The sequence below is a fragment of the Streptomyces sp. NPDC012637 genome, assembly GCF_042954805.1.
Lineage (GTDB): Bacteria > Actinomycetota > Actinomycetes > Streptomycetales > Streptomycetaceae > Streptomyces.
Genome location: NZ_JBIBDS010000003.1, coordinates 139904 through 163425 on the forward strand (window position 1 = coordinate 139904; position 23522 = coordinate 163425).

At 69.8% G+C, this 23522-nt stretch carries 20 protein-coding genes, 1 tRNA gene and 1 pseudogene; 14 read left to right on the forward strand and 8 right to left on the reverse strand.

The window, feature by feature from the left end; genetic code table 11:
* Positions 1-113 precede the first annotated feature (113 nt).
* Complete coding sequence (aceE, locus tag ACFY8W_RS13665) at positions 114-2846, reverse strand: pyruvate dehydrogenase (acetyl-transferring), homodimeric type (RefSeq protein WP_391104241.1); 2733 nt, start codon at positions 2844-2846, stop codon at positions 114-116.
* Positions 2847-3260: 414 nt separating this feature from the next.
* On the opposite strand from aceE, the gene ACFY8W_RS13670 reads away from it, so the two are divergent.
* The 6 genes from ACFY8W_RS13670 to ACFY8W_RS13695 all read left to right on the forward strand — a co-directional run bounded on the left by ACFY8W_RS13670 (position 3261) and on the right by ACFY8W_RS13695 (position 7737).
* Positions 3261-3683 carry a DUF3052 domain-containing protein gene (locus ACFY8W_RS13670; protein WP_384417316.1) on the forward strand — a complete coding sequence of 141 codons (423 nt, stop codon included), beginning with the start codon at positions 3261-3263 and terminating at the stop codon, positions 3681-3683.
* 133 nt (positions 3684-3816) lie between these two features.
* The gene (locus tag ACFY8W_RS13675) at positions 3817-4275 is read left to right on the forward strand and encodes a redoxin domain-containing protein (RefSeq protein ID WP_391104245.1); all 459 of its coding nucleotides are present in this window, start codon (positions 3817-3819) and stop codon (positions 4273-4275) included.
* 140 nt (positions 4276-4415) lie between these two features.
* On the forward strand, positions 4416-4991 hold the full coding sequence (locus ACFY8W_RS13680) for a TerD family protein (RefSeq protein WP_265862087.1): 576 nt from the start codon (positions 4416-4418) through the stop codon (positions 4989-4991).
* A 95-nt stretch (positions 4992-5086) separates the two neighbouring features.
* Positions 5087-5662 carry a TerD family protein gene (locus tag ACFY8W_RS13685; RefSeq protein ID WP_309549364.1) on the forward strand — a complete coding sequence of 192 codons (576 nt, stop codon included), beginning with the start codon at positions 5087-5089 and terminating at the stop codon, positions 5660-5662.
* A 30-nt stretch (positions 5663-5692) separates the two neighbouring features.
* Positions 5693-6841, forward strand: a complete 1149-nt coding sequence (locus ACFY8W_RS13690; protein ID WP_391104250.1) for a DUF475 domain-containing protein — start codon at positions 5693-5695, stop codon at positions 6839-6841.
* Positions 6842-7002: 161 nt separating this feature from the next.
* Positions 7003-7737, forward strand: coding sequence for a Tellurium resistance (locus ACFY8W_RS13695; RefSeq protein WP_391104253.1), 735 nt, complete (start codon positions 7003-7005; stop codon positions 7735-7737).
* Between the two features lie 47 nt (positions 7738-7784).
* Here the strand turns inward: ACFY8W_RS13695 and ACFY8W_RS13700 are convergent, their stop codons facing one another.
* Positions 7785-8678, reverse strand: coding sequence for a TerD family protein (locus ACFY8W_RS13700; protein WP_391104256.1), 894 nt, complete (start codon positions 8676-8678; stop codon positions 7785-7787).
* A 153-nt stretch (positions 8679-8831) separates the two neighbouring features.
* Here ACFY8W_RS13700 and ACFY8W_RS13705 point away from each other — a divergent pair, with 153 nt between their 5' ends.
* The 3 genes from ACFY8W_RS13705 (at position 8832) to ACFY8W_RS13715 (ending at position 13856) form a co-directional block, all read left to right on the forward strand.
* The gene (locus tag ACFY8W_RS13705) at positions 8832-10073 is read left to right on the forward strand and encodes an HpcH/HpaI aldolase/citrate lyase family protein (RefSeq protein WP_391104259.1); all 1242 of its coding nucleotides are present in this window, start codon (positions 8832-8834) and stop codon (positions 10071-10073) included.
* A 28-nt stretch (positions 10074-10101) separates the two neighbouring features.
* Positions 10102-12846 carry a phosphoribosyltransferase domain-containing protein gene (locus ACFY8W_RS13710; protein ID WP_391104261.1) on the forward strand — a complete coding sequence of 915 codons (2745 nt, stop codon included), beginning with the start codon at positions 10102-10104 and terminating at the stop codon, positions 12844-12846.
* A 68-nt stretch (positions 12847-12914) separates the two neighbouring features.
* Entirely contained in the window at positions 12915-13856 is a 942-nt protein-coding gene (locus tag ACFY8W_RS13715; protein ID WP_391105514.1) for an HAD family hydrolase, read from the forward strand.
* Here the strand turns inward: ACFY8W_RS13715 and ACFY8W_RS13720 are convergent.
* On the reverse strand, positions 13813-14040 hold the full coding sequence (locus tag ACFY8W_RS13720; protein WP_391104264.1) for a hypothetical protein: 228 nt from the start codon (positions 14038-14040) through the stop codon (positions 13813-13815). The genes ACFY8W_RS13715 and ACFY8W_RS13720 overlap by 44 nt on opposite strands.
* 337 nt (positions 14041-14377) lie before the next feature.
* On the opposite strand from ACFY8W_RS13720, the gene ACFY8W_RS13725 reads away from it, so the two are divergent.
* Both ACFY8W_RS13725 and ACFY8W_RS13730 read left to right on the forward strand, forming a co-directional pair.
* Positions 14378-15496 carry a histidine kinase gene (locus ACFY8W_RS13725; RefSeq protein ID WP_391104267.1) on the forward strand — a complete coding sequence of 373 codons (1119 nt, stop codon included), beginning with the start codon at positions 14378-14380 and terminating at the stop codon, positions 15494-15496.
* Positions 15487-16143: a response regulator gene (locus ACFY8W_RS13730; RefSeq protein ID WP_391104270.1), complete on the forward strand. Its 657-nt coding sequence runs from the start codon at positions 15487-15489 to the stop codon at positions 16141-16143. The genes ACFY8W_RS13725 and ACFY8W_RS13730 overlap by 10 nt, the downstream gene beginning before the upstream one ends.
* A 72-nt stretch (positions 16144-16215) precedes the next feature.
* On the opposite strand, the gene ACFY8W_RS13735 is transcribed toward ACFY8W_RS13730, so the two are convergent.
* A complete protein-coding gene (locus tag ACFY8W_RS13735) occupies positions 16216-16428 on the reverse strand; it encodes an FmdB family zinc ribbon protein (RefSeq protein ID WP_391104273.1) in 213 nt (70 codons plus the stop codon).
* Between the two features lie 23 nt (positions 16429-16451).
* Entirely contained in the window at positions 16452-17774 is a 1323-nt protein-coding gene (locus ACFY8W_RS13740; protein WP_391105516.1) for a hypothetical protein, read from the reverse strand.
* A 197-nt stretch (positions 17775-17971) separates the two neighbouring features.
* Between ACFY8W_RS13740 and ACFY8W_RS13745 the strand changes: the two genes are divergently transcribed.
* Positions 17972-18046 (forward strand) — tRNA-Val (locus ACFY8W_RS13745).
* Positions 18047-18146: 100 nt separating this feature from the next.
* Here ACFY8W_RS13745 and ACFY8W_RS13750 read toward each other — a convergent pair.
* Positions 18147-18554, reverse strand: a complete 408-nt coding sequence (locus ACFY8W_RS13750; protein WP_391104275.1) for a tyrosine-type recombinase/integrase — start codon at positions 18552-18554, stop codon at positions 18147-18149.
* Here ACFY8W_RS13750 and ACFY8W_RS13755 point away from each other — a divergent pair.
* Positions 18521-18946: pseudogene (locus tag ACFY8W_RS13755) on the forward strand (UTRA domain-containing protein); the annotation flags it as partial. The gene ACFY8W_RS13750 and the pseudogene ACFY8W_RS13755 sit on opposite strands and share 34 nt — an antisense overlap.
* Here ACFY8W_RS13755 and ACFY8W_RS13760 read toward each other — a convergent pair.
* Both ACFY8W_RS13760 and ACFY8W_RS13765 read right to left on the reverse strand, forming a co-directional pair.
* Positions 18943-19722 carry a hypothetical protein gene (locus ACFY8W_RS13760; RefSeq protein ID WP_391104278.1) on the reverse strand — a complete coding sequence of 260 codons (780 nt, stop codon included), beginning with the start codon at positions 19720-19722 and terminating at the stop codon, positions 18943-18945. The pseudogene ACFY8W_RS13755 and the gene ACFY8W_RS13760 overlap by 4 nt on opposite strands.
* Positions 19723-21010: 1288 nt before the next feature.
* Complete coding sequence (locus ACFY8W_RS13765) at positions 21011-22267, reverse strand: hypothetical protein (protein WP_391104281.1); 1257 nt, start codon at positions 22265-22267, stop codon at positions 21011-21013.
* Between the two features lie 218 nt (positions 22268-22485).
* On the opposite strand from ACFY8W_RS13765, the gene ACFY8W_RS13770 reads away from it, so the two are divergent.
* Positions 22486-23130 (forward strand): hypothetical protein, encoded by a 645-nt coding sequence (locus tag ACFY8W_RS13770; RefSeq protein WP_391104284.1) that lies wholly within the window; start codon positions 22486-22488, stop codon positions 23128-23130.
* The last annotated feature ends 392 nt before the right edge of the window (positions 23131-23522 follow it).

Sequence of the window (23522 nt, forward strand, 5' to 3'; positions counted from 1 at the left end):
GCGGTGGGACCACCGGTCCCACCGCCCTCACCAGGTGATACGCGTTTCTCCGGCTGCGGCTGCGGCTGCTGCCACTCTGCCGCTGCTGCCGCCGCTGCCTGTCCTGGGCCTGGCTAGGCGTCGCCGCCCGCGCTGCCCGGGTCGGCGGCCGAGACGTCGAGCAGCTGGTAGCGGTCCACGGCCTGCTTCAGGGCCGAGCGGTCGACCTTGCCGTCCTTGGCCAGTTCGGTGAGGACCGCGAGGACGATCGACTGGGCGTCGATGTGGAAGAAGCGGCGGGCCGCGCCGCGGGTGTCCGCGAAGCCGAAGCCGTCCGCGCCGAGCGAGGTGTAGCGGCCCGGGACCCAGCGGGAGATCTGGTCCGGCACCGAGCGCATCCAGTCGGAGACCGCCACGAACGGGCCCTGGGCGCTCTGCAGCTTGCGCGTCACGTACGGCACGCGCTGCTCCTCGTCCGGGTGGAGCAGGTTGTGCTCCTCGACGGACACGGCCTCGCGGCGGAGCTCGTTCCAGGACGTGGCCGACCAGACGTCCGCGCGGACGTTCCACTCCTCGGCGAGGATCCGCTGGGCCTCCAGGGCCCACGGCACGCCGACGCCGGAGGCCATGATCTGCGCCGGGATCGCACCGGTCTCGCCCTTCCGGTAGAGGTGGATGCCCTTGAGGATGCCCTCGACGTCCACGTCGGCCGGCTCGGCGGGGTGCTGGATCGGCTCGTTGTAGACCGTCAGGTAGTAGAAGACGTCCTCGGCCTCGGGGCCGTACATGCGGCGCAGACCGTCCTGGACGATGTGCGCGATCTCGAAGCCGAAGGCCGGGTCGTACGCGACGCAGCCCGGGTTCGTCGAGGCGAGCAGGTGCGAGTGGCCGTCGGCGTGCTGGAGGCCCTCGCCGGTGAGCGTCGTGCGGCCGGCGGTGGCGCCGAGCACGAAGCCGCGGGCGAGCTGGTCGGCCATCTGCCAGAACTGGTCGCCGGTGCGCTGGAAGCCGAACATCGAGTAGAAGACGTAGACCGGGATGAGCGGTTCGCCGTGCGTGGCGTAGGCCGAGCCGGCGGCGATCAGCGAGGCGGTGCAGCCCGCCTCGGAGATGCCGTCGTGCAGCATCTGGCCGGTCGGGGACTCCTTGTAGGCGAGGAGCAGTTCGCGGTCCACGGCCTCGTACTGCTGGCCGAGCGGGTTGTAGATCTTGGCGCTCGGGAAGAACGAGTCCATGCCGAAGGTGCGGTACTCGTCCGGCGCGATCAGCACGAAGCGCTTGCCGATCTCCTTGTCCCGCATCAGGTCCTTGAGCAGCCGGACGAAGGCCATCGTGGTGGCGATGGACTGCTGGCCCGAGCCCTTCTTCACGGCCGCGTAGGTCTTGTCGTCGGGCAGCACCAGCGGCTTGGAGCGGACCACGCGGGTGGGCACGTACCCGCCGAGCGCCTTGCGGCGGTCGTGCATGTACTGGATCTCCTCGGAGTCCCGGCCCGGGTGGTAGTAGGGCGGCAGGCCCTCCTCCAGCTGCCTGTCCGTGACGGGGATGTGCAGCCGGTCGCGGAAGCGCTTGAGGTCGTCGACCGTCAGCTTCTTCATCTGGTGGGTGGCGTTGCGTCCCTCGAAGTTGGGACCCAGCGTCCAGCCCTTGACGGTCTTGGCGAGGATCACCGTCGGCTGGCCCGTGTGGGCCTTGGCCGCGGAGAACGCCGCGAAGATCTTCTTGTGGTCGTGACCGCCGCGGCCCAGGTGCAGGATCTGGTCGTCGGTCATGTTCTCGACCATGGCCCGCAGCCGCTGGTCGTCGCCGAAGAAGTGGTCGCGGATGTAGGCGCCGGTCTCCGTCGCGTACGTCTGGAACTGGCCGTCCGGCGTGGTGTTCATCCGGTTGACGAGGATGCCGTCGCGGTCCTGCGCGAGCAGCGGATCCCAGGAGCGGTCCCAGATCAGCTTGATGACGTTCCAGCCGGCGCCCCGGAAGACCGACTCCAGCTCCTGGATGACCTTGCCGTTGCCGCGCACCGGGCCGTCGAGGCGCTGCAGGTTGCAGTTGACGACGAAGGTGAGGTTGTCGAGGTTCTCGCGGGCCGCGAGGGTCAGCTGGCCGAGCGACTCCGGCTCGTCCATCTCGCCGTCGCCGAGGAAGGCCCACACGTGCGACCGGGAGGTGTCGGCGATGCCGCGGGCCTCCATGTAGCGGTTCATCCGGGCCTGGTAGATCGCGCCGAGCGGGCCGAGGCCCATCGACACCGTGGGGAACTCCCAGAAGTCCGGCATGAGCCGCGGGTGCGGGTAGGACGACAGGCCGTTCGGGTACTTCGACTTCTCCTGGCGGAAGGCGTCGAGCTGCGTCTCGTCCAGCCGGTCGAGCAGGAATGCGCGGGCGTAGATGCCGGGGGAGGCGTGACCCTGGAAGAAGATCTGGTCGCCGCCGTCGCCCTCGTCCTTGCCGCGGAAGAAGTGGTTGAAGCCGACGTCGTACAGCGAGGCGGAGGACGCGAAGGTGGCGATGTGGCCGCCGACGCCGATGCCCGGGCGCTGGGCGCGCGAGACCATCACGGCCGCGTTCCAGCGGGTGGCGTTGAGGACCTTGCGCTCGATCTCCTCGTTGCCGGGGAAGAAGGGCTCGTCCCGGGTGGCGATCGTGTTGACGTAGTCCGTGCTGCGCATCTCGGGCACGGCCACCCGCTTCTCGCGGGCCCGCTCGATCAGCCGCAGCATGAGGTAGCGGGCGCGCTCCCGGCCCCGCTCGTCGACGGCGGCGTCCAGGGAGTCGAGCCATTCCCGGGTCTCTTCCGGGTCGAAGTCCGGGACCTGGCTGGGAAGGCCGCCAATGATGATCGGGTTGCGATCGGATGCGGAAGCCACGCTGTTCCTTCGCTGCTCGGTGGGGCCCAGGGGACGGAAACCCCGCTGGGGCCGGGATGTTCATCGTGTACCCCGCCGACGGCAAACGTCATCTTTACCGAGCGGTAACCCTCGCGGGGCGCCTTGTCCGGTCAAATCGCAACCTTACGCCCATCCCGCGCATGCGTTTCGTCAGTCCGTTCGGCAGACTGAAGCCGCAGACGTCCACAAACCGGGGCGAAGAGTGAGTGCGTTGTCACGGAGAGCGACGGGTGCTCGCCGGAAGTTGCGGCGAGACGGCCCCAAACGTCACCGTTTCGGCGGTCTCAACGGCCGGGTACTTGCGCGATCAGCCCCGGCACGTGTGGACTACGGCCAGCGCCGCGCGCCCGCGCGTGGTGAGGCATTTTCCGATACATGAGCAGGAGGCAAGCCGTGAGCGCGACCGCGGACCACGCGGAGGAGCGGACCAACCCGGCGGCGAGGCTGGGGTTCGAGCCCGGACAGGTGGTCCAGGAGATCGGCTACGACGACGACGTCGACTTCGATCTCCGTGAAGGCATCGAGTCCCTTATCGGCCAGGATCTCGTGGACGAGGACTACGACGACGTCGCCGACGTCGTACTGCTGTGGTTCCGTGACGAGGACGGTGACCTCACCGACGCCCTGGTGGACTCCATCGGTCTCCTCGAGGACAGCGGCCACATCGTGCTGCTGACGCCGAAGACGGGCCGCGACGGCTACATCGAGCCGAGCGACATCAACGATGCCGCGCAGACCGCTGGTCTCTCCCAGACCAAGAGCATCAGCGTCGCCAAGGACTGGACGGGCACCCGCCTCGGCACTCCGAAGCGCTGATCCCCCTACGCTGCGCAGAGCCCCCGCCGGACCCCGGCGGGGGCTCCCGCGCGTCACGGCCCCGGGGGCCCTTAGGGTGGGTTTCACCGTTTCGGCCCAAGGGCTGGGCCGTCGGCGAAGGGATGCGTACGCGATGGCGATCGAGATCGGCGCCGAGGCCCCCGACTTCGAGCTGAAGGACAACCACGGCCGGACCGTGCGGCTGTCCTCGTTCCGCGGCTCGAAGAACGTCCTGCTGTTCTTCTACCCCTTCGCCTTCACCGGTGTGTGCACCGGCGAGCTGCGCGCGCTGCGCGACCGCCTCGACGAGTTCGTCAACGACGACACCCAGCTCCTCGCCGTCTCCAACGACTCCATCCACACCCTGCGCGTCTTCGGCGAGCAGGAGGACCTGGAGTTCCCGCTGCTCTCCGACTTCTGGCCGCACGGCGAGGTCTCCCGCGCGTACGGCGTGCTCGACGAGGACAAGGGCTGCGCGGTGCGCGGCACGTTCGTCGTCGACAAGGCCGGCACGGTCCGCTGGTCGGTCGTCAACGCCCTTCCGGACGCCCGTGACACCGACGAGTACGCCAAGGCCCTGGCGGCCCTCTGAGGCCCCGTCCAGGGGGATCGCCCGCCAACACTCGGGCGAAACGTCTGTTTCGACTGGGAACCCGTCACTAGGATCCACTCGTTGATCCGATGCCAACGCACGACTGGGGGCGCTGCCCCTGGAAACCAATGGAGGGACTCGTGGGAGTCAGCCTCAGCAAGGGCGGCAACGTCTCGCTGACCAAGGAGGCCCCTGGCCTGACCGCCGTCACCGTCGGTCTGGGCTGGGACGTCCGCACCACCACCGGTACGGACTTCGACCTCGACGCCAGCGCCATCCTGGTGAACGAGGCCGGCAAGGTCCGTAACGACCAGGACTTCGTCTTCTTCAACAACCTGAAGAGCGCCGACGGCTCCGTCGAGCACACCGGTGACAACCTCACCGGTGAGGGCGAGGGCGACGACGAGCAGGTCAAGGTGAACCTGGCCGGCGTCCCCGCCGATGTCGCCAAGATCGTCTTCCCGGTGTCGATCTACGACGCCGAGAACCGCCAGCAGTCCTTCGGCCAGGTCCGCAACGCGTTCATCCGCGTCGTGAACCAGGCCGGCGGCGCCGAGATCGCGCGGTACGACCTCTCCGAGGACGCCTCGACCGAGACCGCCATGGTCTTCGGCGAGCTGTACCGCAACGGGGCGGAGTGGAAGTTCCGCGCCGTCGGCCAGGGCTACGCCTCGGGCCTGCGCGGCATCGCGCAGGACTTCGGCGTCAACGTCTGAGCCGACGCACCGCTTCACGTCCGGCGCCGCACCTTCCGTGCGGCGCCGGACTCGCCTCATCGCGCATCCGCAGAACCCGGGGAGGAACCACCGTCATGGGCGTCACGCTCGCCAAGGGAGGCAATGTCTCCCTCTCCAAGGCCGCACCCAACCTCACCCAGGTGCTCGTGGGTCTCGGCTGGGACGCGCGCTCCACCACCGGAGCCCCCTTCGACCTCGACGCCAGCGCCCTGCTGTGCCAGTCGGGACGGGTGCTCGGCGACGAGTACTTCGTCTTCTACAACAACCTCAAGAGCCCCGAGGGCTCCGTCGAGCACACCGGTGACAACCTCACCGGCGAAGGCGACGGCGACGACGAGTCGCTCATCGTCGACCTCACCAAGGTGCCGGCGCACTGCGACAAGATCATCTTCCCGGTCTCCATCCACGAGGCGGACAACCGCGGCCAGACCTTCGGACAGGTCGGCAACGCCTTCATCCGCGTGGTGAACCAGGCGGACGGTCAGGAACTCGCGCGCTACGACCTCTCCGAGGACGCCTCCACCGAGACCGCGATGATCTTCGGCGAGCTCTACCGCTACAACGGCGAATGGAAGTTCCGGGCGGTGGGACAGGGGTACGCGTCCGGCCTCCGGGGCATCGCTCTAGACTTCGGGGTCAACGTTTCGTAAAGCCGCGTATTCATCACGATGGGGTAGACAGTGGTTCTGAAAACCTTCGGCTGGTCGTTCGCGATCACTGCGCTCGGCCTGGTCGCCGGCGTGATCTACGGGGGGTGGGAGGCGTTCGGAGTCGTCGCGATCCTCTGCATCCTCGAGATCTCGCTCTCCTTCGACAACGCGGTGGTCAACGCCGGAATCCTGAAGAAGATGAATGCCTTCTGGCAGAAGATCTTCCTCACGATCGGTGTGCTCATCGCCGTCTTCGGCATGCGCTTGGTCTTCCCCGTCGTGATCGTCGCGATCAGCGCCAAGATCGGCCCGATCGAGGCCGTCGACCTGGCGTTCAACAATCCTGACAAGTACCAGGAACTGGTCACCGACGCGCACCCGTCGATCGCCGCCTTCGGTGGCATGTTCCTGCTGATGATCTTCCTCGACTTCATCTTCGAGGACCGTGACATCCAGTGGCTGCGCTGGATCGAGCGCCCGCTGGCCAAGCTCGGCAAGGTCGACATGCTGTCGGTCTGCATCGCGCTCGTCGTCCTGCTGATCACCGCGATGACCTTCGCGACCCACGCCCACCAGCACGGCGGCGCGCACGTCGACAAGGCGCAGACGGTGCTCATCTCCGGCGTCGCCGGCCTCATCACGTACCTCGTCGTCGGCGGTCTCTCCGGCTACTTCGAGAACAAGCTGGAGGAGGAAGAGGAGCGCGAGCACGAGGCCGAGGAAGCGGCCAAGCGCAGCGGCAAGAAGGTTTCGGCAGTCCAGCTCGCCGGCAAGGCCGCCTTCTTCATGTTCCTCTACCTGGAAGTCCTCGACGCGTCCTTCTCCTTCGACGGCGTCATCGGTGCCTTCGCCATCACCAACGACATCGTCCTGATGGCCCTCGGCCTCGGCGTCGGCGCCATGTACGTCCGTTCGCTGACCGTCTACCTGGTCCGCCAGGGCACCCTCGACGACTACGTCTACCTGGAGCACGGCGCCCACTACGCGATCGGCGCCCTGGCCGTGGTCCTCATGATCACCATCCAGTACGAGATCCCGGAGATCGTCACCGGCGGCATCGGCGTCGCCCTCATCGCCTGGTCCTTCTGGTCCTCCGTACGCCGCAACAAGGCGCTTGCGGCGGCCGAGGGAAACGCTGACGCCCCGGACGACAAGGCCGGAGTGACGTCCGGGGTGTGACACCTCGGGCAATCAGGGTGTGACACCTCGGGCGATCGGGGTGTGACCACCCCGACAATGAGGAACGCTTCACTGCGGGGCGGCCGGGAGCACCCGGCCGCCCCGCGGCGTGCGGGCACGGCGCAGGACAGGGGTGGACCGAGCGTGGGGGGTGCGGAGCCGTGGGCTTCTTCGACAATCTCTTTCCGGGACGGGGAGAGCCGTTCGACTCCGGCGACGCCGGCGGCTCCATCGACCTGACCAGACGCCGCCCGACGGTCTCCCTCACCAAGCAGGGCGCCGCCACCGGCAACCTCCGGGTCAACCTCTCCTGGCGGATGCGCACCTCCGACATCGAGGACCGCCGCCGCCAGTCCGGCAGTCTGCTCCGCCACCCCTCCAGGCTCTTCAAGCCCGAGGAGGTCCGGGCCCACACCCAGGGCATGGTCAACGTCGACCTCGACCTGGGCTGCCTGTACGAACTCGCCGACGGCAGCCGGGGCGTCGTGCAGCCGCTCGGCGGCTTCTACGGCGAGCTGAACGAGCCGCCGTACGTGAAGCTCAGCGGCGACGACCGGTTCGGCTCGGGCTCCGGCGAGACGATCTTCGTCAACCTCGACCACCGGGACGCGATCAAGCGCCTGCTGTTCTTCGTCTACATCTACGACCAGACGCCGGCCTTCGACCGCACCCACGCCAAGGTCACGCTCTACCCGAGCAACGGCCCGCGCATCGAGATCGAGCTCGACGAGGACGCCCCGCAGGCCCGCTCCTGCGCCGTCTTCACCGTCGACAACGTCAAGGGCGAGCTGATGGTCCGCCGCGAGGTGCGGTTCGTGTACGGCTTCCAGGCCGAACTGGACCGGCTGTACGGCTGGGGCCTGCAGTGGGGCCGCGGCTACAAGTCCAAGACCTGAACCGAGGCCCCGCCCCCGCCCCGCCCGCGCTCAGGCCGGTGCCCGCGTCAGGGCCTGGCGAACTGCGGGCCCATCGGCGGCATCCGGAACTCCGGGGCCGCGTGCGGGTAGCCGTACGCGGGAGCGGCGGCCGGTGCGCCGGTCGGCTGCGGATAGCCGTAGGCGGGTGCCGGAGGCGCCGTGGGCTGCGGAGGCACGGGCGGCGGCGGAGGCGTGGAGGGCACGGCGGGGGCACGGACGACCGTGGCGTCCGGGTCGTGGGCGGCGTCCTGGGGCCTGTCCCGGCCGGAGGCGGTGCCGGTGCCCGCGGAGCCGGCCTGGGACGCGTCGGCGCCGGAAGCGGCGGCCGGGTCCGCCGCGGACTCTACGGAGGGACCGCCCTCCGCCCCGTCGTCGACCGACACGCCGAAGTCGGTGGCGAGCCCGACCAGACCGGTCGGATAGCCCTGCCCGACCGCGCGGAACTTCCAGCCCTCACCGCGTCGGTACAGCTCGCCGCAGATGATCGCCGTCTCCTCGCCGGTCTCCGCCGACACGTCGAACACCGCGAGCGGATCGCCGCCCGCGCCCGGCGCCGCGTCGTACAGCAGGATCCGCAGGTCGGAGACGGCACGGAAGGTGCCGCCGTCCGAGGACGCGGCGATCACCACCTGGTCGACCGCGGAGTCGAGCCGGCCGAGGTCGGCCTCCAGCGTGTCCGTCAGCCCCTCGGGGCCGCGCTGCTTCGCCAGATGGCGGACCAGGCCCGAGGGGTGCCGTGGCTGGTTGTAGAAGACGAAGTCCTCGTCGGACCGCACGCGCCCGTCCGGGCCGACCAGCAGGGCCGAGGCGTCCACGTCGGGCACCCCGGATCCCGGCGTCCAGCGGAGCACGGCCCGTACGGCCGCGGTGTCGAGAGGGACGTTGGAGCCCTTCAGCATCGCGTGCGTCATGCCCGTCATCTTCCCTGCCCGGGCACCTTCCGGACAACGCGGGGGGCCGGAAGCGGACGAGTTACCTGAACTTCACGCACGCGGGGAACTACGGACACCCTCACCTACGTACTATTACCGGCCACATGTCGTCAGGGCCATCCAGGCAGTCGGGGGAGATACATGCGTCATTTCGGGCACATCCCGGCCGCCACGCGAGCCGCGCTGTTCCACCAGGAGCCCGTCCCGTTCACGGCGGACTCGCCCGCGGACACGCTCGCCGTGGCGCTCGGCGCCACGCTCTACAGCCCGGCCACCCGGCCGCGGCTCGCCGACGACGTGCGCAAGCAGGCCGCTCGCGGCGTCGCCTCGATGGTCCTCTGCCTCGAGGACTCGATCGACGACGCCGAGGTGGAGGCGGGCGAGGCCAACCTGGTCCGCCAGTTCGCCGACCTGGCGGCGGGCACCGCAGGGGGCGCGGCCAACGGGGACCGGGACGGGACCCCGGACGGGAACGGGGCCCCGGACGGGCCCGTCGGCAGGGCGGACGACCTGCCGCTCCTCTTCATCCGGGTCCGCGAACCGCAGCAGATCACCGACCTCGTCACCCGGCTGGGCGAAACGGTACGGCTGCTGTCCGGATTCGTACTGCCCAAGTTCACCGAGACCCGCGGACGGCCCTTCCTCGAAGCGCTCGCCGTCGCCGAGCGCGACTGCGGCCGCCGGCTCTTCGCGATGCCCGTCCTCGAGTCGCCCGAGCTGCTCCACCTGGAGACCCGGGCCGAGACCCTGGCCGGCATCGCCGCCGTCACCGGGAAGTACCGCGAGCGGATCCTCGCGCTCCGCCTCGGCGTCACCGACTTCTGCTCCAACTACGGACTGCGCCGCTCGCCCTTCATGACCGCCTACGACGTCCAGATCGTCGCCGCCGTCATCGGCGACGTCGTCAACGTCCTCGGCCGCGCCGACGGCACCGGCTTCACCGTCACCGGACCCGTCTGGGAGTACTTCCGCCCCGGCGAGCGCATGTTCAAGCCACAGCTGCGCCGCAGCCCCTTCCTGGAGGGCCGCGCCGAGGACCTGCGCACCACGCTCATCGAGCACGACCTCGACGGACTGCTGCGCGAGATCGAGCTCGACCGCGCCAACGGCCTGCTCGGCAAGACCTGCATCCACCCCACCCACGTGGTGCCGGTGCACGCTTTGTCCGTGGTCAGCCACGAGGAGTACAGCGACGCGCAGGACATCCTGCGACCGGAACGAGGCGGTGGCGGAGTGCTCCGCTCCGCGTACACCAACAAGATGAACGAGGTGAAGCCCCACCGCGCGTGGGCCGAGCGGACCCTGCGGCGCGCCGAGGTCTTCGGCGTCGCCCGCGAGGACGTCGGCTTCGTGGAGCTGCTCACCGCGGGACTCGCCGGCTAGCGCCGGCCGACGAAGGGACGACAACGACGTGGTGTGGACCGGAACCTGGGTCGCGGAGCGACTGGGCGTCGAACTGATCGGCGACGAGGCGCTGCCCGACCTGCTCGGCCTCGCACTGCGCCGTAACCCCAAACGGGCCCACCTGCTGGTGTCCAACGTGCTGGGCAAGCACGTGCCGCAGCGGCCGAGCGTGGTCCACGGCCACGGCTACGCCCTGGGAAGGCGCGTCCGCGACCTCCTCGGGCGCGAGGAGGCCGCCCGCGGCGTGGTCCTCGGCTACGCCGAGACGGCCACCGCCCTCGGCCACTCGGTGGCCGACGGCATGGGCTTCGTGCCGTACCTGCACTCCACCCGCCGCCCCGTCCGGGGCGTGGCGAGCGCCGGCGGCTTCGAGGAGTCCCACTCCCACGCCACCTCCCACCTGCTCCTCCCCGAGGACCCGAAGCTGCTCGCGGGCGACGGCCCGCTGGTCCTCGTCGACGACGAGTTCTCCACCGGGAACACGGTCCTCAACACCATCCGCGACCTGCACGAGCGCTACCCCCGCGAGTGGTACGTGGTCGTCGCCCTGGTCGACCTGCGCTCGGCGGCCGACCTGGGCCGTCTCGAGAGCTTCGCCCGGGAGATCGGCGCCCGCGTCGACCTGGTGGCCGGTGCGACCGGCACCGTACGGCTCCCCGACGAGGTCCTGGCGAAGGGCCGGGCGCTCGTCACCGCCCACCAGAGCGCCCAGCCGTCGGACCCGCCGCGGCAGACGCCGGGGAACACCCCCGTACGCGTCGAGCTCGGCTGGCCCGCCGCCGTACCGGACGGCGGCAGGCACGGCTTCACCGCCGCCCACGCGGTGGCCCTGAACGACGCCCTGCCCGCCATGACCGAGCGGCTGACCGAGGCCCTCGGCGGTGCCCGGCGCGTGCTCGTCCTCGGCTTCGAGGAGCTCATGTACGCCCCGCTGCGGCTCGCGCTCGCGCTCGAGCGGGCCGGGGGAGACGTGCGGTACTCGACCACCACCCGCTCGCCCGTCCTCGCCGTCGACGACCCGGGCTACGCGATACGGACCCGGCTGGTGTTCCCGGCGCACGACGGCCCCGCCGACGGGCCCGGCGAGCGCTACGCCTACAACGTCGCGGGCGGCGGCTTCGACGCGGTCGTCGCCGTGGTCGACTCCGTCGCCGACACCCCGGAGCTCCACGCGCCGGACGGTCTCCTCGCCCGGCTCGCCGCGCACATCCCGCACGTCGTGCTCGCCGTCGTCCCGTCCTACATACCCGAGACGACCGACCGGCCCACCGACCGGGCCCTCTTCGACCGGGTCACCGATCACGCCGCCCTCGACCAGGCCACCCACGCGGCCGCCCGCGACCGGGGCACCGGCACGGGCGTCCTCGACCGGGCCACCGATCAGGCCGCCCTCGACCAGGCCACCCACGCGGCCGCCCGCGACCGGGCCGCCGACACGGCCGCCCGCGACCGGGGCACCGGCACGGGCGTCCTCGACCGGGTCACCGATCAGGCCGGCCTCGACCAGGCCACCCACGCGGCTGCCCCCGACCGGGTCACCGACGCGCTCGCCCCCGACCAGGCCCCCGAAGCTCCCGAAAGGAGCTCCATGCTGCCCGAGCCCCTCCGCGGCCCCGCCTTCTCCTCGTACGCTCCCGAGGAGGTCGGCTGGCTGCTCCAGGACCTCTCGGACGTCCAGCTGGAGGCCCCGACCGAGGAGCGCGAAGAGGCCATCCAGAGCGGCGGCGCGCACTACGCCGAGTCGCTGCCCGTCGAGTACCAGCCGAGCGCCCGCTACCAGGAGCTGTTCCGCACCGCCCTGGACGCCTCGGCCGACCGCATCGCCCGCGCCGTCGGCACCGTCACCGAGACCGTGCTCGCCGAGCGTTCCCCGCGCCCCGTCCTGGTCTCGCTGGCCCGCGCCGGCACCCCCGTCGGCGTCCTGATGCGCCGCTGGGCACAGGCCCGCCACGGCCTCGACCTGCCCCACTACGCCGTCTCCATCGTGCGCGGCCGCGGCATCGACGCCAACGCCCTGCGCTGGCTCGCCGCGCACCACGACCCGGCCGACGTCGTGTTCGTCGACGGCTGGACCGGCAAGGGCGCCATCACCCGCGAACTCGCGGAGGCGCTCGCGGACCATCAGGAGAGGGAAGGGGGCCCGGGCTTCTCGCCGGAGATCGCGGTCCTCGCCGACCCCGGCTCCTGCGTCCGCACCTACGGCACCCGCGAGGACTTCCTCATCCCCTCCGCGTGCCTCAACTCCACCGTCTCCGGCCTGATATCGCGTACCGTGCTGCGCTCCGACCTGGTCGGACCGCACGACTTCCACGGCGCCAAGTTCTACCGCGAGCTGGCCGGCGCCGACGTCTCCGGTGCGTTCCTCGACGCCGTCGCCGCCCGCTTCGACGAGGTCGCCGCCGCCGTCGACGCCGACGTCAAGGAACTCCTCGCGGCCGACCGCACCCCCACCTGGGAGGGCTGGGCCGCCGTCGAGCGGATCAGCGAGGAGTACGGCATCCACGACGTCAACCTGGTCAAGCCGGGCGTCGGCGAGACCACCCGGGTCCTCCTCCGCCGCGTGCCCTGGAAGATCCTGGCCAAGCGGGGCGCGGGCGCCGCCGACCTCGCCCACGTACGGCTGCTCGCCGAACAGCGCGGCGTACCGGTCGAGGAGGTCGCCGAACTGCCGTACAGCTGCGTGGGCCTGATCCACCCCCAGTACACGCGCGGGGCGACCGGCGCCGACGGCAAGGCGGTGGTCTCCCAGTGACGACCTCGCCCCAGCACACCGCATCCGCCGCCGCAGACGCCGCCGTGCCCGCCGTGACGTCCGCCGCCGTGCCCGCCGTCACGTCCGCCACCACGTTCGCCGCCGCATCCGCCGCCGCGACAGTCCTCGTCGCCAGCGACCTCGACCGCACCCTCATCTACTCGAGCGGCGCCCTCGCCCTCGGCATGCCCGACCCGCAGGCGCCCCGGCTGCTGTGCGTGGAGGTCCACGAGGCCAAGCCGCTCTCGTACGTGACCGAGCGCGCCGCCGACGAACTGCGCGCGCTCGCCAGCGAGACGGTCTTCGTGCCGACGACCACCCGCACCCGCAAGCAGTACCAGCGCATCCGGCTGCTCGGCGGCACCACGGCGCCCGCACCGGCGCCGAAGTACGCGATCTGCGCCAACGGCGGCCACATCCTCGTCGACGGCGTCTCCGACCCCGACTGGCACGCCGAGGTGCTCCGCCGGGTCGCCGACGCCTGCGCGCCGCTCGCAGAGATCCGCGCGTACCTCACCGCCACCACCGACCTCTCCTGGGTGCGCAAGCACCGCGTCGCCGAGGACCTGTTCGCCTATCTCGTCGTCGAGCGGGAACGGCTGCCGCAGGACTGGCTCGACCGCTTCACCGAGTGGGCGGGCGAGCGCGGCTGGACCGTCTCGCTGCAGGGCCGCAAGGTGTACGCGGTGCCGAAGCCGCTCACGAAGAGCGCGGCCATGCGCGAGGTCGCCCGCCGCACCGGCGCCACCCTCACCCTGGCGGCCGGCGACTCGCTCCTCGACGCCGACCTGCTGCTCGCCGCCGACCTGGCCTGGCGCCCGGGCCACGGCGAACTCGCCGATTCAGGCTGGACCGCGCCCCACGTGACGGCCCTGCCGCACCGGGGAGTGGCGGCGGGCGAGGAGATCGTCCGCAGGTTCCGCGCGGCGGCGCGCGAGCACGACCATATGTCCTCGTCGCCCCGGATCAACGGCGTACCCGCGCCCGGCGCGCTCCCGGACCCGGCCTGACCGCCCGTACGACCCGTACGACCCGGACGACCCGGACGACCCGTACGACCCGGACGACCCGTACGACCCGGACGACCCGTACGACCCGTACGACCCGTACGACGACGAAGCCCAGGACGGCCGCGAACGCCGTGCCGAGCACCGCCTTCGAGTAGACCGAGACGTACTCGATGACCTGCTCCATGCCGTCGCCGCCAGGAACGCGCGGGCCGTGGCGGAGTGCTGCGGGCCGCAGGGATCCGTGCGGTTTTCCGCAGGGTGCGGGGCGGCGGGGCGCGCTAGCGTGGACGATCATGAAGAACTCGGCCGGGGGTGCGACGGGGACGGCGGGTGCGGGCCGTGCGGCGGGTCAGGCCGGTCCGGCGGGTGTGGCGCAAGCAGGCCGTGCGGCCGGTCCGGCGGGTGTGGCGCGTGCGGGCCGTGCGGCGGGTCTGGCCGGTACGGCCGGTCCGGCGGATCCGGGCCGTGCGGCCGGTCCGGCGGGTCCGATACCGGGGGCGCGTGCAGCCCGTGCGGCCCGCGTGGTGCTCGCGCTCGCCCTCGGCGCCGTTTTCGCGCTCCTGGAGGCGGTCGCCGGGCTCGCCCTCCTCCTGCCGCTCGCGGTAGGGCCGGGCGGCCGGCGGGTGGCGGCGCGGGCCGCCGACCGGATCGTCCGGGTGGAGCGGTGGCGGCTCGACCGACTGCTCGGCGTGCGCGTTCCGCCGTACGGGCAGCCGCGCAACCTCGCGTACCTGGCCGCCCGCTGGCCGGTCGGACTGCTCGGCGGCGTCGTCCTCGGCTGCGCGGCGACCGGCCTGGCGTACCTGGGTTTCTCGCTCCTCGGCTGGCTCTTCGTCGACCTGGACCAGCCGGGCATGGTGGTCCTCGGCGGGCTGCTCCTCTTCTTCCTCTCCGTGCAGGGTCTGCGCCAAGTGGTCCGTACGGAGAAAGAGTCGGCGCTGCTGATGCTCGGGCCTCGCCAGGCCGACGCGCTCGAGGCCCGGATCGCGCAACTCGCCGCGAGCCGCGCCGAGATCATGGACGTCGTCCACGACGAACGCCGCCGCATCGAACGCGACCTCCACGACGGCGTCCAGCAACGGCTCGTCGCCCTCGGCATGCTCATCGGCCGGGCCCGCCGCGGCCAGGACCCCGGGCGGGCCGCCGAACTGCTGCGCCAGGCGCACGAGGAGACCCACCGTGCGCTCGCCGAACTCCGCGAGGTGGCCTGGCGGGTGCACCCCGCGATCCTGGACCGGGCCGGCCTGCGTCCCGCGCTCGAAGCGGTCGCGGAACGCAGCCCGTTGCCGGTGCGGCTGACCTACGACGTGCCGGAGCCGCTCGCGCCGCCACTGCCCAAGGCCGTGGAGACCGCCGCGTACTTCGTCATCTCGGAGGCGGTGACGAACGTGGTGAAGCACGCGGGCGGGAGCGCGAGCGCCGTGGACGTACACGTGAGGTGGGAGGACGGGGTGTTGGACGTACGGGTACGGGACGACGGCGCGGGCGGCGCGGAAGGCGCCGAAGCCCGGGGGAGCGGCGGCAGCGGCAGCGGACTGGCGGGGCTCGCGAGCCGCGTGACGGCGCTCGACGGGCGCTTCACGGTGGCCAGCCCGGTGGGCGGACCGACGGTGATCGGGGCGGTGCTGCCGTGCGCGTGATCCTGGCCGAGGACTCGACGCTGCTGCGCGAGGGACTCGTACGCCTCCTCGCCGAGGAGGGGCACGAGGTGCGGGCCGCCGTCGGCACGGCCGTCGAACTCCTCGCGGCCGTGCAGGCGGACCCGCCCGACGTGGTCGTCGCCGACGTCCGCATGCCGCCGACCCACACCGACGAGGGCCTGCGCGCGGCCCTGGAGCTCAGGGAACGCTTCCCGGCGGTGGGCGTCCTGGTGCTGTCGCAGTACGTGGAGAAGCGGTACGCGACCGAGTTGCTGACCCTGACCGACGGAACCGGCGGCGGGGTCGGCTATCTGCTGAAGGACCGGGTGGCGCTGGTCGACGACTTCCTGGACGCACTGGAACGCGTGGGTCAGGGCCGTACCGCCTTCGACCCGGAGGTCGTGCGCCGCCTGCTGGCCCGCTCCTCCCACACCGACCCGCTGGCACGGCTGACGCCGCGGGAGGGCGAGGTTTTGGCGGCGATGGCGCAGGGCCACACGAACGCGTCGGTGGCGGCGCGGCTGCACGTGTCGCAGAGCGCGGTGGAGAAACACATCAACGCGATCTTCGACAAGCTGGAGCTGACGGGGAGGAGCGAGGGCTACAGCAAGAGGGTCCTGGCGGTCCTGAGGTACCTGGACAGCTAGGGCGTGTTCCCGGCTGTGGAACCGGACCCCGGCCCAGGCCGCGTCCCTCCGGCGGATCAGGCCCGGCAGACGCTAGCCGCAGCAGCCGCCACCACAGCAGCCGCCTCCGCCTCCGCCACCTGAAGCGGGCGCGGCCTTGGTCCCGCCCACGGCGACGGCGGAGAGCAGCTTGACGGTGTCGTCGTGCCCGGCGGGGCAGGCGGCGGGGTCGGAGGACTCGGCCATCGGACGGCTGAGCTCGAAGGTGTCTCCGCAGGTGCGGCAGCGGTACTCGTAACGGGGCATGGCCACAGGTTACGGCGTGCCGCTCAGGGCTTGCCGCGCTCCTCGCGAATCCGCTCGACGACCTGGCCTGCGGTCGCGCGGATGGCCTCGAGCTCGGTGAGGAAGGCCCAGTAGTCGGGGTGGCGGCCGCTGTCGAGCGAGCCGACGGCCCGGTCGAGCCGGGCGACGGCCTCGTCGAGGGGCCGTGCGTGGCGGGGCTCGGGGGTGTTCCGTCCGGCCATCGCGAGCCGCTGGGCGTCCCGCACGGTGAAGCGGGTGCGGTCGATCTCGGCCTGCGGGTCCTTGGCGACGGCGTTGAGGCGGCGCAGCCGGTCACCGGCCGCGGAGACGCCCTCGTCGCCGCTGTTGAGGAGGGCGCGGACGGTGGAGAGCAGGGCGGTGGCGTCGGGCCAGCGCTGCTCGGCGCGGGCCTTGGCGGCCTCGGCGAGCCGTTCCTCGGCCTGCCGGGCGGCGGTGCCGGCCTGCTCGGGCACGTGCTGGAGGTCCTGCCAGCAGGCGGCGGCGAAGCGGCGGCGCAGTTCGGAGAGGACCGGTTCGACGCCGGCGGCGCGGGTGGCGAGGGCCTGGGCGCGGGTGCGGAGGGAGACGAGGCGCTTGTCGATCTCGGCGGCCCGCTCCGGCAGCCGCTCGGCCTCGGCCCGCACGGCCTCGGCCTCCCGGAGCACCGTGTCGGCGCGCTGCAGCGTCTCGCTCACCCCGTGCCGCCCGGCCCCTTCGTTGAGCCTGGTCAGCTCGGGCCCGAGGGCGGCGAGCCGGCTCGCGAGGTCGTCGGCCCGGAGCCCGGCGTCGCGGGTGGCGTCGAGAGCGGTGCTCGCGCCGCGGAGCGCCTGCCGGGCCCGCTCGACGGCGGGCGCGAGCCGGGCGAGCTGGGTCTCGGCCCGGCCGAGCAGCGGCGCCAACCCCTGCTCGAACCGGTCCAGCTCCTCCTTGACCCGTACGAGCTCGGCCTTGGCCCGCTCCAGCTCCGTCCGCGCCCGCCCGGCGGTGGCGGCGTCCAGTTCGACGCGATCGAGATCGTGCGCGTCGACAGCGGTGATGTACGTATGACTGACCTCGTCGATCCGCCGCCCGAGCGCCGCGAAGCCCTCGACGGCGCGGCGGGCGTCAGCGGAGTCGTCCACGGCGGAGATCGTCTCGATGGAGATCCTCAGCCCGCGCTGGGCGGTGTCCAGCTCGTAGAACGCGGCCGCGGCGGCGTCCTTGGCCGCCTGCGCCTCCGCCCGCCGGCTCTCGTCGCGCCCCCCGAACCACCGCCGCCCGCCGCCCCCGCCGCCGGCGAACGCGTGCGGCAGCAGCGCGGCGACCAGCAGCGGGAGCGCGAGGGAAACCCGGAGCGTGCTGGTGATCCCGGACGTCGCCCTGCCCCTGCCGTCGCTCGCCGCCACGATCCCTCTCCCCGTGCTGTCTCCGCCGCCTGCCCGGTCGGTCCATTCTCCCACCCGCTACAGACGAAGACACGCCTCCACCGGTTCACCGCCCCGCCCCCGCCCGATCGGTTTGCGGTCCCCACCGGTCGGCCATGTACGCTGTTGCTTCCTTCCACGGGTGCGTAGCTCAGGGGTAGAGCGCTGCTCTTACAAAGCAGATGTCGGCGGTTCGAAACCGTCCGCGCCCACCAGCAGGTAGATAGACAAAGGCCCAGGTCACCGGTACCGAACCGGGAGCCTGGGCCTTGTTCGTTACCTGGCCGGGGAGGCGAGGGAGGGGCGTCGTGCCAGTTACGTGCCAGATGCCTCGCCGGGCTCTCTCGGCCGGACCTTCCTGATCTGCTCGTCGACGTGGGCGGCGATGGCCTGGTCACGACCGTTCACCAGGTGCTGATAGATCAACGCGGCCCGCACTGACGAGTGCCCCATCCGCTGCATCAGCTCCCGCGTCGTGGCGCCGCCGGTCGCGGCGAGGGTGTTCCCGGTGTGGCGCAGATCGTGGAAGTGGACGTCTCGGAGGCCGGCGGTCTTCAGCGCCCTCAACCACAGCCGGCGGAAGTTGTTCCGGCGTAGCTGCCCACCGCGGGCTCCGGTGAAGACCAGCCCGGTCCGACCCGGCTCGGCGTAGACATCGAGATGAGTGGCCAGGACTTCCGCCAGCGAGGGCCAGGGTTCCGGCGCCGGCGGAGATCGCCGCACGGCTCGGCATCGCCGAGGGCGACCTGTGCGTCCGCACGGTGTACGAGTTCCTTGCCGACGGTCGGCCCGTGCAGTTGTCGACGAGCTGGGAGCCTTACGACCTCACCGGCAGGACTCTGGTCCTCCTTCCCGAGGGCGGGCCGCACGCCGGGGCGGGTGTCGTGAACCGGATGGCGGAGATCGGGGTCACGGTCAGTCACGCCGTCGAGCAGCCAGAACCGCGCCAGGCGACAGTCGAGGAGGCATCGCTCCTGGGTGCCCAGAAGGCCGCTCTCGTCACGCACATTCGACGGACGTACTACAGCGACGAAGGGCGACCCGTGGAGACGGCAGACATCATCGTGCCCGCAGCGCTGTGCGAGATCGTCTACGAAGTTCCTGTCAGTCGTTAGTGGGTGTCACGGCCTCGCGGCGACTCATTGGGGGAAGAGCTCGGCAACGAGGTTCCCGGGGAGACCGCTCGGAGCAGGGAGAGGCAATCCCTTCCGAAGTTCGTAAGGATCCACATCTCGCGTGGATCGTCATCACTCATAGGCAATCTGCCCACACCGTCGTCGGTAATGATCCCTTCTGCGGCGAGACGAGCGATCGATGCATCCAGTACGTTGGTGAACCCGGGGAGTTCGGTGAGGATCTCTGGACGCCTCCACCCTGGAAAGCGCTCCTGGTACCAGCCTTCCGGGGTCGGATGTGTCTCCTTGGCGAGGACTTCGAGGAGTTTGACCTCAGGGGACTCGATTCCTGCGAGGCCACGCACACGGAGTCGCTCTGCGTCGACCGAGGCTTCATCGCGCACCCCACGTCCCAGACATCTGCCGAGGGCAACGATCTTCTCTGTGAGGGGTGTCTCCATAGCTGCCTGTACGGTTTCCGACATCAAGGCCAGCAGTTCCGGGCTGGTCTCGATAGTTTGAACAAGGCGATCTAGAGACCGCTGGGACTCCTCCGAGCCTGCTTGGAGCGCTCGTGCCGCTCGCTCCTCGCGACGCGCACGCTCTCGCTCAATGAGTTGCAGGATCGGGGTGTCGGCGAATTCCTTCAGGGCTCCAAGGGCCATGCCGGCTACCGGATTGAACGCCCCAACTGCCGCGACGATCACACCGGTGGTCGCTTTGACGCCAGCCTCAGCCGATGATCCTGCCTTCACCTCATGTGCTTCGTGGCCCATGCGGGCAATGCTAGTGAGTAGCAGCTTCTACGTCGGCAGTTCAGGAGCATCGGTTGGGATACAGCACAGGTGCCGCAACCTCAGCATCCATCCCCGTCCGGCAGCGTCCCTCCGGGGCCCCAGAGCGGCCGGTGTGGCCCCCGTTGATCGTCCCGCTAGAGCTACGGATCAGGAGGTCACGTCCCCGGCATCCAGCGATACACCGGCGGACATCGCCAAGTTGACAGCGAAGTTAAGCAAGCTGCCCACCGATGGCGGCGAAGCGTGATCAGCTTGAGGTGTGGGAGTGCATCATCGCCAGCGCCATAGCCGCCCTTGGAACCCTGCGTGGATCGGGGGTCGCCCTGGCGTTTCAGCAGCGCACCACGGACGTCATCCGTCATCGCTCCCAGCAGCTCACCCTGCCCAGACCCACGAAGGAGCCCAGGTGACCAACCACCTGACGCCGCAGAACGCCACGGTCACCACTGCCACCATCCAGGTCCAGGCCCTGACCATTGGCAAGAAGCAAGTCACCCTTGCCGTCTTCCGGCAGCTGAAGGAGGAAGCCCTCATAACTGATGAGGGCACCCTCAAGGGCGCCCCCTGGGGCATCGTCAACTATCACCCGGACAAATGCGGCGGTGACCCTGAGCACCTACACGTCGTTTGGCAGAACGGGGATCAACTCCGCCGTTCCGCAGTGCAGCTGCCCGGCGCTGGCTACCACTCACATCCCCTGGCAGATTTGTACGTCACAGCCAGGATCATCGACGGAACGGCTCACACCCCGTGGTCGGATCCGGAGGCCGGGGACACCCTCCGTCTCGGAGGAAAGAACGCTGGAGGTTGGAGATTCTTCACAGCCGGACGATTCGTCGTCGGGAGCATGCTCTATCGCGGTGAGGTTTCCGCTGGGATGCTAGAGAACTGGAGGCGAGGCCGCCCAGTCGACGCGGCGCATGCCGAGGCCTTTCGCAGCGCCCTGGCGCACATAGGTCTTATGCCTCAGGGGGGCGAGCGACGAGATCGCTCCACACCTTCTAGATCTGCTCGCCGCTCGTCAGTACGAGGACACCGTCGACCAGCTGGCCGAGCTCCCGCAGCTGTTCATTGCAGTCTGACTACCACGACGGCCGGGACGCTCAAATCGTGCCCGGCCCACCCCTCTAACGATTCGGTCAGCATGACCGGCAACGCCCCGGGCTATCCCGAGCGGGGCTAGCCCTTACGAAGAAGGTGTCGACGGTGGACTCGCGGTAAGGCCGCAGATCGCCTGCAACCCGACGGAACGTCGACGAGACGCCCCTCAGCAGGGATCCGCAAGAGGTTCAGCACTGAAATCCAGGAGGCTGTCCTCAGGCGCCGCAGCCCGGACAAGGAAGAGGTGAGCCGCGCGGCGCAGGATTCGTTCGAGGTCGTCAACTAGTGCGTGAAGATCACTGGTCGTAGTGCCATCAAGCCGGCGGAAGGCGTCTGGCCCTGCCACGTCCCCATGTACTTCAGTATTGCGGCGCCGGTAGGCACAGCGAATTAGTTCCTCAATGTACTCTCCCTCGGCCGACAATACCGAGTCGCCGGCGAGCAGAGATTTCGCTCCATCAATCAGGTGCTTCTGCTTGCCGTATTCCAGTGGCAGCCCGGAGTGATGAATGAAAAGCGACTCGGCGGTAATGCACAAATCGATGAGTCGATCCTCAGCGTGGGCGCGCGCTCCAGCCATTACCAAACGGTGTAGGGCATTGCGCAAGAATCGCTGGTTTTGAATCCGCGGCTCGCCGAGCAGTTCATAAACCTCATGCAATTCTTGCACCTGGGTCGCTTCCACAAGGAGAGTGGGGCGCCCGTCAGCCGGATGCTGAACCTCAGTAAGCATCGATGATGCATACCTCTGAGGGTCGAAGTCATCCTGGCTCTGCATCGCCATTGGGCGGCCGTACGTAACAGATCCACCACACACGATGCGCAGCGCAAGAAGCATCCGGCTAGATGCTGCATCGAATGGAGACGGCGCCCCAGCATCCGGGTGCTGTCCGTATCCACTGTGCACAGGGAGGTCTCGTTCGAGCACGAGAGCGTTCTGATGGAGTCGCGAGAGCATCAGGGAGTTGGTACTCGTGAACTGGCCGATAGGGATGCCCATCACTCTCACGGCCTCTGACAGCTCCACATCACTCATCGGCCTCACGGCTAGGCCGTCCGGCAGCCCAACACCGGCCAGAGAATGGGACATATCAAACCCGAGGAGAGGTACGTACTCGACCAGCCGCACGTTCTCGGCGAACAGTCCTGCTTCCATTGCAGCGTATGCGCTCTCGAAGGCGTCATCGTCGAGGCGGTAGGCGCGCACCGCCTCGATCACGGGAGTCAGCAAGTACTGGACCACAACTATGTCGAGTCTGCGGGCAACAAGGCTGGAGGGAGAGCCCACCATGGTGTCCACACGTGTACGCAGCAGCTCGTGATCCTGAATCACCCTATGAAGTGCCTCGTACTCAGGAAGGCGGTACCACCAGTCCCGGGATGAGAGTAGAGCCGGCTGAGACCACAGCTCCTGCTCATCCACCAGGAACACCTCCTGCTGGCATCGCTTCCATCTACGGTGGTCCCGGTGCGCGACGAAGCGTGGCTCATCTCCCATGGCAGCGAGCTCACCAAGCACCGTTGAGACCAAGTCATGGGCAGCCCTGTACAGAGGGGTGTAAGCGGGGGGCATCAGAGAGCCTCTCGGGACAGTGAACGGGCCTGGGTCACCAGGGGACGCCATGAGGCGAACAGACAATCATGTCAGCGCTCGCGCAGGTCGCCTACTGCTTTTCTCACAAGGTCAGGCGGGAAGGCTTGGTTGGCGAGACGCCTCTCGTGGCCTATCCATGGATAATTGGCGGCCGCAAGGCGAACACTTCCCCTCTGGCCTGCTGCAATGTGCACTGTGTGCACGCCCTCCGGAGCCATGTGGGCTCCAAGCTGCTCCGCCAGGTTGCTCTGTTCGGCATACTCAGGCACCTGGACCGCGAGCGCAGGGGGTGGGTGATGTACGGCCGGAGCGATGAGGCATGGGACCAGTTGACCGATGCCGGCTTGAAGTTCCTCGTTGAGCGGGCGCAGCTCCGCAAGGTCACGACCTACACGGAGCTGAACTCTGTACTGGTTCGGCGGACTGGACTGCCTGGTTTCGCTTTCGATCGGGTGGACGAGCGCGCTGCTATGGGCCACCTGCTCGGACTGATCGTCGCGCGTGACTACCCAGGCAGCAGGCTCATGATCTCTGCCCTGGTGCACTACCTCGGTGCGAACGATGCCGGACCCGGTTTCTATGCACTTGCTCAGCAGCTCAACCTTCTTCCTAAGGGCTCCTCCACGATGGCGAAACTGGAGTTCTGGATCGGGCAGGTCACCTCTCTCCACGAGCTTCATGCCCGTTCGTAGCAGTCGGGACGGGCAAGGGGCGTCTAGAGCGGTCGCAGGAGAGATCCTGAGGCTCCGGCGGGACCCCGGCGCCTGACATTCACAGCTGACATCAACAGCGGGGGATGGGGGCGGTCGGAGGCGGCTTGGCCAGACATGGTTGGGTGGCGGGTTCCAGGTACGAGGGCTATTGGGCGAAGTTACAAGGCAGGTGCCGGTACCAGGGCCCGTGCCATCCGTGCCAGATCGAGCAGACAGCCACGGTTAATTGGGGTCCGCGGCGGTGCAGACAAGCGTGGGGCGCGCAGGGCCGCAATAAGCTCGTTGACCAGCCAAGACCGCTGTGTGATCGGCGCCAGGCTTACAAAGCAGATGTCGGCGGTTCGAAACCGTCCGCGCCCACCAGGGAAAAG

Coding starts and splice junctions, on each gene's coding strand:
- ACFY8W_RS13675 (WP_391104245.1), top strand. CDS start 3,817: ATGGCGATCGAGATCGGCGCCGAGGCCCCCGACTTCGAGCTGAAGGAC.
- ACFY8W_RS13685 (WP_309549364.1), top strand. CDS start 5,087: ATGGGCGTCACGCTCGCCAAGGGAGGCAATGTCTCCCTCTCCAAGGCC.
- ACFY8W_RS13760 (WP_391104278.1), bottom strand. CDS start 19,722: ATGGGCCACGAAGCACATGAGGTGAAGGCAGGATCATCGGCTGAGGCT.
- ACFY8W_RS13700 (WP_391104256.1), bottom strand. CDS start 8,678: ATGACGGGCATGACGCACGCGATGCTGAAGGGCTCCAACGTCCCTCTC.
- ACFY8W_RS13770 (WP_391104284.1), top strand. CDS start 22,486: ATGTCAGCGCTCGCGCAGGTCGCCTACTGCTTTTCTCACAAGGTCAGG.
- ACFY8W_RS13735 (WP_391104273.1), bottom strand. CDS start 16,428: ATGCCCCGTTACGAGTACCGCTGCCGCACCTGCGGAGACACCTTCGAG.
- ACFY8W_RS13705 (WP_391104259.1), top strand. CDS start 8,832: ATGCGTCATTTCGGGCACATCCCGGCCGCCACGCGAGCCGCGCTGTTC.
- ACFY8W_RS13720 (WP_391104264.1), bottom strand. CDS start 14,040: ATGGAGCAGGTCATCGAGTACGTCTCGGTCTACTCGAAGGCGGTGCTC.